The following is a 12,753-nucleotide window of genomic DNA, read 5'->3' on the forward strand; positions in this document are numbered from 1 at the left end:
TTCACTCTTGGTTTTGACGTTTAATGACAGGAAACTGCAACATGACTGAAAAATTTGCATCGCAAACTTCCACCTCCGCCGACGGCATGTCCGCCATCGAGGCATACCTGAACAGTGTCGCGGCGGCACCGCAGCGCTTCATCGGCACGGCGAACGCGGATGTGCTGACCGGCACCACGGGCGCGGACGTGCTCGAAGGCCTGGCCGGCGACGACACGTATTACGTCAACGACAGCGGCGACGTGATCGTCGAACTGGCCAACGGCGGCAACGACAGCGTGTACACCAGCGTCAATTACACGGTGGCCGAGAACGTGGAGAAAGTCTACCTGACCGCCGCCGGGCTGACCGTCACGGGCACCGCCAATACCAATAATATCTTTTACGTCGATACGGCCGGTGGCAACAGGATCGATGGCGGCGGCACGGGCAACTCTGTCGTGTATGTCGGTTCCCGCACGGGCGTGACGGCAACGCTGCTGGGCGCGAATGACCCTCTGACGGCGCCTGCGGGCAGCGACGTGCTGGTCAACCTGATGAGCATCTCCGGCAGCAAGTTCGACGATGTCCTCACCGGCAACGAGCTCAAGAACGGCCTGATTGGCGGCTTGGGCAACGATACCTTACGCGGTGGCAAGGGCGACGATCTGCTCGTCGGCATGCAGGGGGACGATACCTATATCTTTGCCCGCGGCGACGGCGCCGACGGCATCACCGAGATGGTGGAAGGGGGCAGCCACAACGTCGTCTCCTTCCTGGCCGGCGTCAGCGCCGACCAGCTGTGGTTCCGCCAGGTGGGCGTGAACCTGGAAGTGAGCACCATCGGCACGACGGACAAGGTTACCGTCAATGGCTGGTTCAGCGGCGGCATCGTGCCCCGCATCCAGGAATTCCGCACGGCCGACGGCCGCGTGCTGCTGGGCGGCGACGTGCAAAACCTGGTGCAGGCGATGGTGGGCCTGACGCCGCCGCCGGCTGGCCAGCTGACTTTGCCTGTCTACGAAGCCACCGTCCTGGCGCCCGTGCTGGCGCAGAACTGGCGCATCGAGGGACCAAACCAGCCCGGCAATGGCGTTTTCACCGGCACGGCGAACCCCGACATCATCAAGGGCACGGCGGGCGCCGACGTGATGGCGGGCCTGGGCGGCGACGATATTTATTACGTCAACCATGGCAACGACGTGGTAACTGAACAGCCTGGTGGCGGCCGCGACACTGTCTACACGACCGTCAACTACACCATGGGCGCCAACATCGAAGAACTGCACCTGGCCGCAGCGGGCCTGGGTGTGACGGGTAACGGCAGCGGTAACGTCTTTCACGTCGACGTAGCCGGCGGCAACTTGTTGTATGGCATCGGCAGCAATAATTCCGCCACCTATGCCGGTTCCAGGGCGGGCGCCACGGCGACCATCGCTCCCATCGGCGGCAGTACCGCGTTCCTGCCTGGCAGCGATGTGCTGGTCAATATTTCCAGCGTGACAGGCAGCGCCTATGACGACGTGCTGATCGGCAATGAACTGGCCAACAGCCTGTCCGGCGGCCTCGGCAACGACACCTTGCAAGGCGGCCAGGGTGCCGACACGCTGGCCGGCGGCCTGGGCGACGATACCTACGTCTTTGCCCGCGGCGACGGCGCCGACGTCATCACCGAGCTTTCCGCCGACGCCGGCTACGACGCCATCGCCTTCCTGGCCGGCGTGAACATCGACCAGCTGTGGTTCCGCCAGGTGGGCGCGGACCTGGAAGTGAGCACCATCGGCACGACGGACAAGATCACCATCCGCGCCTGGAACGCGGCCGCGCCGAACATCGAGGAATTTCGCACGGCCGCCGGCCACGTCCTGCGCGGCGCCGACGTGCAATCGCTGGTGCAGGCGATGGCGTACCTGGCGCCACCGGCGCTGGGCCAGCTGACCTTGCCTGCCGCCACGGCCGCCGCCCTGGCGCCCGCGCTGGCCCAGGCCTGGCACTTCAACGGCCCCACGCAGCCGACGGGGCAAACCTTCACAGGCACGGCAAATGCCGACGTCATGTATGGCACGGCCGGCGCCGACCTGCTGCAGGGCCTGGGCGGCGACGACACGTATTACGTCAACCACGGCGGCGATTTCATCGACGAACGGGACAACGGCGGCAACGATACCGTGTTTACCACGGTCAACTACACGGTGGCCGACAACGTCGAGAATGTGCGCCTCGGGGGCTCTGGCCTGACCGTGACGGGCAGCTCCTTCACCAACAACATCTTTTTCGTCACTACCCCCGGCGGCAACGTGCTCGACGGCGGCGGTGCGGGCAACGCGCTCAATTACGTCAACGCAAGCGCTGGCGCGACGGTTGCCTTCGCAGCCGTAGGCACGGCACTGGCCGCGCGTCCGGGCGTGGATGTGGTGGCCAATTTCAACGCGGTCGTCGGCAGCAAGTTCGATGATGTGCTGATCGGCAATGAACTGAAGAACACCCTGCTGGGCGCCCTGGGCAACGATATCTTGCAGGGCGGCAAGGGCGACGACGTCCTGGCCGGCACGCTGGGCAACGATACCTATATCTTCGCCCGCGGCGACGGCGCCGACATGATCAACGAGGCCAACGAGGCGGGCAGCCGCGACGTGGTGTCCTTCCTGGCCGGCGTCAGCGCCGAGCAGCTGTGGTTCCGCCAGGTGGGCACGGCTCTGGAAGTGAGCACCATCGGCACCAGCGACAAGATCACCGTCACCGGCTGGTACGAGAGCGCGGAGCGGCGCATCGAGGAATTCCGCATGGCCGATGGCCGGGTCTTGCTGGGCAGTCAGGTGCAAAACCTGGTGCAGGCGATGGCCAGCCTGACGCCGCCGCCAGCCGGCCAGCTCACTCTACCTGCCGGCACGGCCGCGACCCTGGCGCCCGTACTGGCGCAGAACTGGCGCGCTGCGCAACAAACCCAGGCAGCCAGTGCGGGCGGCTTCAGCGGCTGGCAAGCGGATGCCGCGCAGCTGGTGCAAGCGATGGCCGGCTTTGCCGTGCCGGCGGCCGCATCGGCGCCGTGGTCGGCCCATGGCGGCCCGGCGTCGCAGATCCAGCTGGCGGCGGCCCACTAACGGCTAGCTAGCCGTATCACCACTTACGCAGCCAGGCCGGCTTTGCACGTGCCGGCCTGGCTGCGCCATTGAATTTCTGACATGATCCGATGACCGCATTTTCATATCGCCACGATACGTCCCCCCTGGAACCTGCCGCGCCCGACACGGGCTTGCTGTCGCTGCTGCTGATGGCCAGCCTGCATGGCATCGCTGCCGACGGCGCCCAGCTCAAGCACGCATTCGGCCAGTCCGTGTTCACGCGGCAAACCGTCCTGCTGGCCGCAAAACAGCTGGGTTTGACGGCCAAGCTGGTGCAGCAAGCGCCTGAACGGCTGGCGCAGGCGCCGCTGCCGGCCATCGCCATCGGCCACGACGGCAGTTTCTTTGTCCTCGGCAAGGTCGACACGGGCGACGGCGGCGTGAGCAAGGTGCTCGTCCAGCATCCGGGCCAGCCGCCGCAAATCCTGGGCCGCGACGATTTCCTCGCCATCTGGTCGGGCGAACTGATCTTTTTCACCAGCAAGGCCAGCTACGCGGGCGAGACGGCCCGCTTCGACTTCAGCTGGTTCATCCCCGCCATCGTCAAATACCGCCGGCTGCTGGGCGAAGTATTGCTGATTTCCTTCGCGCTGCAGCTGATCGGCCTGGCCACGCCCCTGTTTTTCCAGGTGGTGATGGACAAGGTGCTGGTCAACCACGCCATGCAGACCCTGAACGTGGTGGCCATCGGCCTCGTCTGCGCCATCGTCTTCGAGGCCGTGCTGGGCCAGATACGCACCTATGTCTTTGCGCGCACCAGCAGCAAGATCGACGTGGAACTGGGCGCGCGCCTGTTCCGCCACCTGCTGGCCTTGCCGATCGCGTATTTCCAGGCCCGCCGCGTGGGCGATTCCGTGGCCCGCATCCATGAACTGGAAAGCATACGCTCCTTTCTTACCGGCAACGCCATGACCCTGGTGCTCGACGTGCTGTTTTCTTTCATCTTCATCGCCGCCATGCTGTGGTACAGCGCCGCGCTGAGCGTGATCGTGCTGGCTTCGATTCCCGTGTATGCGGCCCTGTCGATGCTGCTCACGCCCGTGCTGCGGGGGCGCTTGAACGACAAATTCAACCGCAGCGCGGAAAACCAGTCTTTCCTGGTCGAAACGATCAGCGGCGTCGACACGGTCAAGGCCATGGCCGTCGAGCCCCGCTGGCAGCAGCAGTGGGAAAAGCAGCTGGCCGGCTACGTGTCGGCGGGCTTGTCGGCGAACAACATCGGCATGCTGGCCAGCGGCGGCGTCACCCTCGTCAGCAAGCTGGTGACGGCCGCCATCATGTGGTGGGGCGCCACCCTCGTCATCGACGGAAAGATGACGGTGGGCGAGCTGGTGGCCTTCAATATGCTGGCGGGGCAGGTGGCTTCGCCCATCCTGCGCCTGGCGCAGCTGTGGAACGATTTCCAGCAAGTGGGCATTTCCATGAGCCGGCTGGGCGATATCCTGAATGCCCGCACGGAATCCGGCGGCCTGGGCGGCAGTCAGAAGGCGCGCATGCCGCGTATCGCGGGCGCCATCGAATTCCAGCAGGTGGGTTTCCGCTACCGGCCCGACGCGGCCGAGGTGCTGCGCGACGTGTCGATCGTCATCGCGCCCGGCGAAGTGATCGGCATCGTCGGGCGTTCCGGCTCCGGCAAGAGCACCCTGACGCGGCTGGCGCAGCGCCTGTACATCCCCGAACGGGGCAGGGTGCTGATCGACGGGCAGGATATCGCCGTCATCGACACGGCCTCGCTGCGGCGCCAGATCGGCGTGGTGTTGCAGGAAAACATCCTGTTCAACCGTTCCGTGCGCGACAATATCGCGCTGAGCGACCCGGCGCTGCCCATCGACGCCGTCATTGCCGTGGCGAAACTGGCAGGCGCCCACGATTTTATCTGCGAGTTGCCAGAAGGCTACGACACCATGGTGGGCGAGCACGGCACGGGCCTGTCGGGCGGCCAGCGCCAGCGCATCGCCATCGCCCGCGCCCTCGTCGGCAATCCCCGCATCCTGATTTTCGACGAGGCGACAAGCGCGCTCGACTACGAGTCGGAAAAAATCATCCAGGACAATATGCGCGGCATCTGCGCGGGGCGCACCGTGCTGATCATCGCGCACCGCCTGTCGGCCGTGCGCGAGGCGCACCGTATCGTCGTCATGGAGCGGGGCCAGGTGGCCGAACTGGGCACGCATAAGGCGCTGCTGGCCAGGCCGAACGGCATCTATGCCCACCTGTACGGCTTGCAGCAGGGAACGACCGGGAGCGCCGCATGAGCGCCGGCCACCGCCTGGCCGCGTATGGCGAACTGCTGGCCCGCTATGGCCAGGTGCTGCGGCACAGCTGGCGCAGCCGCGCCACCCTGGGCGGCCCCGTGCTGAGCGAGGACGAGGCAGCCTTCCTGCCGGCCGCGCTGGCGCTGCAGGAGCGGCCCGTGTCGCCGTCGCTGCGCTTCACGGCGCGCGTGCTGATGCTGCTCGTCGGCTGCGTGGTGCTGTGGGCCGTCTTCGGCAAGGTCGACATCATCGTCAATGCGGCGGGCAAGATCATTCCCTCCGGCAATACCAAGACCATCGCTTCCGTCGACGTGGCCGCCGTGCGCGCCCTGCACGTGCGGGAGGGACAAGCCGTCGCAGCGGGCGAGCTGCTGGTGGAGCTCGACAGCCGCGGCCCCGACGCGGAGCGCGACAAGGCTGCCGGCGACGCCGTGGCGGCCGCGCTGCAAATGGCCCGCTCGCGCGCGCTGATCGCCGCCGTCGACGCCGTGCGCGCGCCGAAGCTGGCGCCGCCCGCGGAGGCTTCCGCCGCCGACGTCGCCGCCGCGCAAGCGCATGTGGACGGCCAGTACGCGAGTTTCCGCGCCAGGCTGGCCCATTTCGACGGCGAAATCGCCCGCTATGCGCAGGCGCTGCCGCTGGCGGTGCAGCGCGCCGGCGACTACCGGGCGCTGGCGGCCACGCGCGACGTGGCCGAACACGCGTGGCTGGAAAAGGAGCAGGCGCGCATCGACCTGGCCGGCCAGCTGGCGTCGGCCCGCAGCGAACGGGCGGCCCTGGTCGCGCAGACGCGCAAGGATGCGTACGACGCGCTGGCGGAAGGGGCCAGGGTGGCGGCCGCCAGCGGCCAGGATGCGCGCCGCGCCGGCGCCCGCGGCAGCCTGCTGCGCTTGACGGCCCCCGTCGACGGCACGGTGCAGCAGCTCAAGCTGCACACGGTGGGCGGCGTGGTGCCGGCCGCGCAGGCGCTGATGCAGATCGTGCCGCGCCAGGGCAGGCTGGAAATCGACGCCATGCTGGAAAACCGCGACGCCGGCTTCGTGCAGGAAGGGCAGGCGGTCGCCATCAAGGTCGACGCCTTCGACTACACAAAGTATGGCACCGTGCCCGCCGTCGTCAGCAGCGTGTCGCGCGACGCCATCGAGGATGAGAAGAAGGGCCTCGTCTATGCCGTCAGGATCACGCTGCAGCAGCCGGCCATCGTCATCGACGGCAGATTGGTGCCGCTGTCGGCCGGCATGGCCGTGCGCGCGGAAATCCGTACGGGCACGCGACGGGTGATCGAATACGTGCTCTCGCCGCTGGTGCAGCACCAGAAGGAGGCGCTGCATGAACGCTAGATGCCGCGCCGCCTTGTTGGCCGCCGCCTTGCTGGGAGCCTTGCCCGCGCAGGCGCAACAGCCGATGGAGTTCAATACCGCGCCATGTCCGTCCAGCTGGGAGGCCGAGGTACCATTGAGCGTGCCGCTGAGCTTGCCGGCGGCCGTCGACCTGGCCCTGTGCCGCAACGCGCAGGTGCACGGCGCCTGGGCCGGCATCCGGCTGCAGGCGGCCGGCGTGGGCGAGGCGAGGGCCGCCTATCTGCCCACCCTGAATGGCAGCCTGAGCCGCGTGCATGACCGCACGGCCTATCCCGGCGCCAGAACGGCTTCCAGCAGCTTGGACAGCAATACGGGTTCGCTCAGCCTGTCCTGGCGTCTGTTCGACTTTGGTGGCCGCGCGGCGGGCCAGCGTTCGGCCCAGGCCTTGCTCGATGCGGCCCTGGCCAACCGCGACGCCGTGCTGCAAAAGACCCTGGCGGCGACGGTCAGCGCGTATTTCGACGCGCAGACGGCGCGCGCCAGCGTGCAGATGCGGCAGGCGTACGAGGCGCTGGCTCGGGAAACGGTGCAGGCGACGCAGCGGCGCGCGCAGCGGGGCCTGGGCTCGCACAGCGACACCCTGCAGGCGACGAGCGCGCTAGCCAAGGCGGCCCTGGGCGCCAGCCGCGCCGACGGCGACGAGCGCAAGGCCCGCGCCGTGCTGGTGTACACGCTGGGCTTGCCGGCCGACACGGCGGTGCTCGTGGACGACGACGGGGATGGCGCAGGGGCGGGCTTGAACGGGGGCTTGCGCGACGACTTGAGCGCCTGGCTGGCGCTGGCCAGGGAACGGCATCCGGCCATCGTGGCGGCGCAGGCGCAGCTGGCGGCCGCGCGCGAGCGGGTGGCCGTGGCCCGTTCGGAAGGCCGGCCCAGCATCGACCTGACGGCGAATCTGTACCAGAACGGCCGCCCCAACCAGGGCTTGTCGCCCGCTTCCACGCGCGAAACGCTGGTGGGCATCTCGCTCAACATCCCCCTGTTCGACGGTTTTGCGCGCCACTACAAGGTGCGCGGCGCGCAGGCGCAGGCCGAGCAAAGGGAAGCGGAGGCGCAGGAAGTACAGCAGCAGACCCTGATGGACCTGGTCAGGACGCATGCGGAGGCGAGCACGGCCCTGGCCAACCTGGCCGCGGCGCAGACGTGGCTGGACGCGGCGCAGGACGCGCTGGCCAGCGTGCAGCGCAAGTTCGTCCTGGGCGCGGCGGACATCCTGGAAATGCTCAATACGCAGTCGGCGCTGCTGGAAGCGCAGCAGGAACGCATTCGTTGCCAGGCGGAATGGCGCTCGGCCCGGCTGCGCCTGCTGGCCAGCGCCGGCATGCTGGGACGCGCCGATATCGCGCAAGACGGGGGCGCAAGCGGCGGCACAGGCGGCGGCAAATTGCGCGCCTCGACGGCGCGATAGTGACTATGATGGAGCACTGGCCTTCCCGCACAGGGAAGGTGTTTCTACTTCGGCCAAGGGAGACATCATGCACAGCGTACAAAAGATTACCCCATGTTTATGGTTCAACGGCAACGCCGAGGCGGCGGCCCGGTTTTATACGGGCATCTTTCCCAATTCAAAGATCGGCCAGATCCTGCGCTACGGCGAAGAGGGCAGGGAAATCCACGGCCAGGAGCCGGGCAGCGTGCTGACGGTGGCCTTCGAGCTGGACGGCCAGACGTTCACGGGCTTGAATGGCGGCCCTTTGTTCCAGTTTTCCGAGGCGATCTCGTTCCAGGTCAACTGCGAAACCCAGGACGAGGTCGACCATTACTGGCGCCTGCTGTCCGAAGGGGGGCCGCCGGAAGCGCAGCAATGCAGCTGGCTCAAGGATCAGTTCGGCGTGTCCTGGCAAATCGTGCCCACCCTCATGATCAAGCTGCTGACCGATCCCGATCCCGTCAAGGCCGGACGGGTGATGAAGGCCATGATGGGCATGAAAAAGATCGACATTGACGAGATCAAGCGGGCGTACGCCGGTTAGAAGCTGGCCCGCAAGGTCAGCTGCGCGTTGCGCGGGTCGCCATAGTAGCCGCTGCCGTACAGGCCATAGCCACTGTAGTAACGCTTGTCGAAGACATTATTGATATTCAGCACGGCGCTGAGCCCCTTGCCGAACTCGTAGCGCGCCATCAGTCCCGCCACGCCAAAGCTGCCTTCGTCGGCGCGCGCCGGCACGTCGCCCGTCAGGACGGTGTGGTAATAGGTCCGGCCTTGCCAGTTGATATTGCCGCCCACGCTCAAGCGGCGCCAGTCGCCGCCCAGGCGGTAGCTGGTCGCCAGCTTGACGCTGCGTTCGGGGCGCGTCGTATCGATGCGCTGGCCATCCTTGTCGCGCGGGCGGCTGAACGTCGCGCCCGCCTGCACTTGCCAGCCCGGCAACAACTGGCCCGCCACTTCCAGCTCCACGCCGCGCGTGGTGGTGCCGTCGATGGGCCGGTAGACTTCCCGTTCGTTGGCGTCCGTGCCCACGTAATCGGCCAGGTTGTCTTGCTGGATGTGAAAGATGGCCACGCTGGCGTTCAGCTTGCGCTCGAAAAACTCGCCCTTGATGCCGCTTTCCCAGGATTTCCCCGTGGTGGGCGGCAGCGCCCTGGCATTCGCGTCGCTGACCGATTGCGGCTCGAAGATGCTGGCATAGCTGAGATACGCGGAATACGTGCCGTTCAAGTCGTAGACGGCGCCCGCATACGGCACCAGCCGGTGTTTTTCCTTCGCGTCGTCGCGGCCCGTGCCGCCCCAGCCGTAGATCAGGGCGCCCGTGCGCTCGTAGCTGTTCAGGCGGCTGCCGACGATCAGCGACAGGTCATCGGCCGGCTTGAAGCGGGCCGCGCCGTACGCCGCATACTCCTTGAAGCTGTATTTTTGCGTCAGGCTGACGGCCATGCTCGCCGGCAGCGGCACGTTGTTGTTCCAGTGGCGGTAATCGATTTCCACATTGCCGCCGCCATACGCCAGGTAGTCGGACGTGCGGTGACTGGCGTTGACGCCCAGCACCAGTTCATGCTGGCGGCCCAGCCACTGGAATGGTCCCGTCGCATATGCATCGAGCGAATTGCTGTCGATGACATAGGTTTTCGCGCCGCGCTGCACGGTGGCCAGGCCCGTGGCCGGGTTTGGATACGGTCCCCAGCTGATGATGTTCGCCTGCAACTGGTCCGTATCGCCTTTCCAGTGGCTCGCTTCCGCCTTGACTTGCCAGCCGTTGTCGAACAGGTGCTCGGCGGCGGCGAACACGCGCGTGCTGGCGCTGCCCGCGTCCGTCCAGCGCGCGGCGGGGTTGAAGGCGCGCGCGAACCGCGTGCGGCTGCCATCGGCGTAAAACAGGGGATTCTGGCCGAACGACGACCCCTTCGAATCGATTTTCTGGTAATCGATGCCGGCCAGCACGCGCGTGCGCGGCGTCACATCGGCCTCGATGACGCCGTACACCACGCTCTTGTCCTGCTGGTAATAGTCGATGTAGGAGCCGTGCTGCTGGTGCGCGGCCACCAGGCGCGCGCGCACGGAACCGTCCGCATTCAAGGGGCCGGAGACATCGGCTTCCGCGCGGTAGCGGTCCCAGCTGCCGATGCCCGCCTGCGCATACGCCTGGAACTGGCGCGTGGGTTTCTTGCGCACCAGGTTGACGGCGCCGGCCGGGCTGCCGGCGCCGCTCATCAGGCCATTCGCGCCGCGCACCACTTCCACCCGGTCGTAGATGGCCATGTCGCGGATGCCCAGGCCGTTCGAATTGGTGCTGAAATCGAAGGTGGGCACGCCGTCATACTGGAAGCTGTTCAGGCTGAAGCCGCGCGCATAGTAGTTATAGCGCTCCGTATCGTCGTGCGAAACGGTCACGCCCGGCGTCTGCTGCAGCACGTCGGCCAGGCTCAGGACGCCCTGGTCATCCATCTGCTGGCGCGTGATGACGGTCAGCGATTGCGGCGTTTCGCGCGGCGACAGGGTAAAACGCGTGGCCGTGCCGGCCAGCGCCGCCGCATAGGCGCCGCTGCCTTCCGTTTCCAGCGCCGGCTCGCCGCCGGCCGTGACCGTGATTTCGGCCAGTTGCTGCGCGCCATCGGCCGCCGCGTTCGCCGACCTGGGCAGGGGGCGCAGGACGAAATCGTTGGGCGCCAGCCGCAGCGCCGCCAGGCCGCTGCCGGCCAGCAGCGCATCGAGGCCGGCCGCCGCGCTGTAATTGCCGGCCAGGCCGGCCGTGCGCAAGCCGCGCACCTCGGCCGCCTGGTAGGTGAGCGTCAGGCCCGCCTTGCGCGCCAGCTGTTCCAGCGCCGCATCGAGCGGGCCGGCGGCGATCTGCAGGGTGTACGTGGCGCTGGCGCTGCTGGCCTGCGGCGGATTGTGCTGGGCCAGGACGGGCGGCGCGCCGAGCAGCAGCAGGGCGCTGGCGACGGCGCCGGCCAGGCGGGAACGGGCTGGAAATCGCGCGGGAAGCGGGGGGAATGGCTGGGGGCGGGGCAGGAAAGAGTGGTTCATAATCGCTATCAAGTTGGGGGGTATCAAGCTGTATGCCGTGCGGCCAGCCCGATCCCCTCATCTTTTTTACGCTTTTTTCAGCGTGACCCAGAAGCGCGTGCGGTACACGGCCACGATGGGCTGCGTCTGCAGCAGCACGCGCAGGGCCCGCTCGGGGTCGTCCAGCTGGAAGACGCCGGAGACGGGCAAGCTGGCGATATCGGCGTCGCACAGCAGCAAGCCGTGCCGGTGGCGCGCCAGTTCGGTCACCAGCTGGCCCAGGGGCATGTCGCGCGCGGCAATCACGCCGTCGAGCCAGGCGGCCGGATCGTCATGGACCGGCTCGCGCCAGGTGCGCGCGCCATCCGTCACGACGCTGTCGCCGGCGCGCACCAGCACGGGACTGGCCACGCCTGTACCTGCCTGCAGCTGCACCGCGTGTTCCTGTACGGCAAGGCGCGTCAGCATGCCGTCGGCGCCGCCGAGACGGCGCACCGTGAAGCGCGTGCCCAGCGCCAGCATGCGCGCTTCGCCCGTGTCGACGAGAAACGGCCGGCGCTGCGGGTCGGCTTGCGTGGTGACGGCCAGCTCGCCATGCAGCAAGGTCAGCAGCCGTTGCTTGCCGTCAAAGCGCAGCCTGACGGCCGTTCCCGCATTCAGGTGCAGCAAGCTGCCGTCCGGCAGGCGCGCGGCCAGGCGTTGCCCCGTGCCCGTGCGATAGTCGGCCTGCGTGTCGATGGCGAACCAGGCGGCCGTGCCGGCAAAGCCGATGCCGGCCAGCACTTTCAAGGCCTGGCGGCGCTGGCGGCGGCGCGCCAGGCTGGCGTCGAGGGTGGCGCGGCTCGCTTCCGGCGGCAAGCCCGAGAATTGATGGCCGATGGCGGCCAGGCGCTGCCACGCCTGTTCGTGGCCGGGATCGGCATCGCGCCAGCGCTGCAGCGACTGCAGGGCGTCCGGCGTGGCGCCGTGCATCTGCAGGCGCACGGCCCAGGCGATCGCTTGTTCGACGGGGTCATCCTGCAAGGCGGCCGTCACTGGAAATACACGCGGTAGCAGGCGCGCCAGGCGCTGGCCAGGTCGCGCTCGACGGTGGCCAGCGAGACTTCGAGCCTGGCGGCGATGGCGGGACCCGTCAAGCCGTCCAGCTGGGCCAGCAAAAAGGCCTGCCTGGCGCGCGGCTTGAGGGCATCGAGCGCCGTATCGAGGCGCACCAGGGTGTCGATGATCAGCAACCGCGTTTCGGGCGACGGCGCCGTCTGTTCGGGCAGGGCGGCCAGCGCCTGCAGGTAGGCGTATTCCACGTCGCGGCGCCGGTAATGGTCGATCACCAGGCCTTGCGCGATGCGCGTCAGGTAGGCGCGCGGTTCGCGCAGGGCCGGCTGCGGCCGTTCGCGCCGCTGCAGCAGGCGCAGGAAGGTGTCGTGCGCCACGTCGGCCGCATCGGCGCCGCAGCCCAGCTTATGCCGCAGCCAGCCCTGCAGCCAGCCGTGGTGGGCGCGGTACAGGGTGGCAAGGTCGGGCGGTGCGGCAGGGTTCATGGCGGCTGGGACGATGGTCGGCGATAGTTAATTGAGAATCATTCTCAATTATTG

The 12,753-nt window shown here is 67.7% G+C and carries 8 protein-coding genes; 5 read left to right on the forward strand and 3 right to left on the reverse strand.

Annotated elements, in window-relative coordinates:
• Positions 1 to 41: 41 nt before the first annotated feature.
• From O3299_RS06245 to O3299_RS06265, 5 genes are all read left to right on the forward strand, one after another.
• Positions 42 to 3,080 (forward strand): calcium-binding protein, encoded by a 3,039-nt coding sequence (locus tag O3299_RS06245; RefSeq protein WP_305061793.1) that lies wholly within the window; start codon positions 42 to 44, stop codon positions 3,078 to 3,080.
• 89 nt (positions 3,081 to 3,169) lie between these two features.
• Positions 3,170 to 5,356, forward strand: a complete 2,187-nt coding sequence (locus O3299_RS06250) for a type I secretion system permease/ATPase (protein ID WP_305061794.1) — start codon at positions 3,170 to 3,172, stop codon at positions 5,354 to 5,356.
• Positions 5,353 to 6,696: an HlyD family type I secretion periplasmic adaptor subunit gene (locus O3299_RS06255; protein WP_305061795.1), complete on the forward strand. Its 1,344-nt coding sequence runs from the start codon at positions 5,353 to 5,355 to the stop codon at positions 6,694 to 6,696. Before O3299_RS06250 ends, O3299_RS06255 begins: the two co-directional genes overlap by 4 nt.
• Positions 6,686 to 8,125, forward strand: coding sequence for a TolC family protein (locus O3299_RS06260; protein WP_305061796.1), 1,440 nt, complete (start codon positions 6,686 to 6,688; stop codon positions 8,123 to 8,125). The genes O3299_RS06255 and O3299_RS06260 overlap by 11 nt, the downstream gene beginning before the upstream one ends.
• Positions 8,126 to 8,192: 67 nt before the next feature.
• Positions 8,193 to 8,690, forward strand: coding sequence for a VOC family protein (locus O3299_RS06265; protein ID WP_369812256.1), 498 nt, complete (start codon positions 8,193 to 8,195; stop codon positions 8,688 to 8,690).
• Here O3299_RS06265 and O3299_RS06270 read toward each other — a convergent pair.
• The 3 genes from O3299_RS06270 to O3299_RS06280 form a co-directional block, all read right to left on the reverse strand.
• Positions 8,687 to 11,182, reverse strand: a complete 2,496-nt coding sequence (locus O3299_RS06270) for a TonB-dependent siderophore receptor (protein WP_305061797.1) — start codon at positions 11,180 to 11,182, stop codon at positions 8,687 to 8,689. The two genes, O3299_RS06265 and O3299_RS06270, sit on opposite strands and share 4 nt — an antisense overlap.
• Before the next feature lie 66 nt (positions 11,183 to 11,248).
• Complete coding sequence (locus tag O3299_RS06275) at positions 11,249 to 12,196, reverse strand: FecR domain-containing protein (protein ID WP_305061798.1); 948 nt, start codon at positions 12,194 to 12,196, stop codon at positions 11,249 to 11,251.
• Positions 12,193 to 12,699: a sigma-70 family RNA polymerase sigma factor gene (locus tag O3299_RS06280; protein ID WP_289909806.1), complete on the reverse strand. Its 507-nt coding sequence runs from the start codon at positions 12,697 to 12,699 to the stop codon at positions 12,193 to 12,195. The genes O3299_RS06275 and O3299_RS06280 overlap by 4 nt, the downstream gene beginning before the upstream one ends.
• Positions 12,700 to 12,753 lie beyond the last annotated feature (54 nt).

The sequence above is a fragment of the Janthinobacterium sp. SUN176 genome, assembly GCF_030587335.1.
GTDB classification, from domain to species: domain Bacteria; phylum Pseudomonadota; class Gammaproteobacteria; order Burkholderiales; family Burkholderiaceae_D; genus Janthinobacterium; species Janthinobacterium kumbetense.

Coding starts and splice junctions, on each gene's coding strand:
- O3299_RS06260 (WP_305061796.1), top strand. CDS start 6,686: ATGAACGCTAGATGCCGCGCCGCCTTGTTGGCCGCCGCCTTGCTGGGA.
- O3299_RS06250 (WP_305061794.1), top strand. CDS start 3,170: ATGACCGCATTTTCATATCGCCACGATACGTCCCCCCTGGAACCTGCC.
- O3299_RS06245 (WP_305061793.1), top strand. CDS start 42: ATGACTGAAAAATTTGCATCGCAAACTTCCACCTCCGCCGACGGCATG.
- O3299_RS06270 (WP_305061797.1), bottom strand. CDS start 11,182: ATGAACCACTCTTTCCTGCCCCGCCCCCAGCCATTCCCCCCGCTTCCC.
- O3299_RS06255 (WP_305061795.1), top strand. CDS start 5,353: ATGAGCGCCGGCCACCGCCTGGCCGCGTATGGCGAACTGCTGGCCCGC.
- O3299_RS06265 (WP_369812256.1), top strand. CDS start 8,193: ATGCACAGCGTACAAAAGATTACCCCATGTTTATGGTTCAACGGCAAC.
- O3299_RS06280 (WP_289909806.1), bottom strand. CDS start 12,699: ATGAACCCTGCCGCACCGCCCGACCTTGCCACCCTGTACCGCGCCCAC.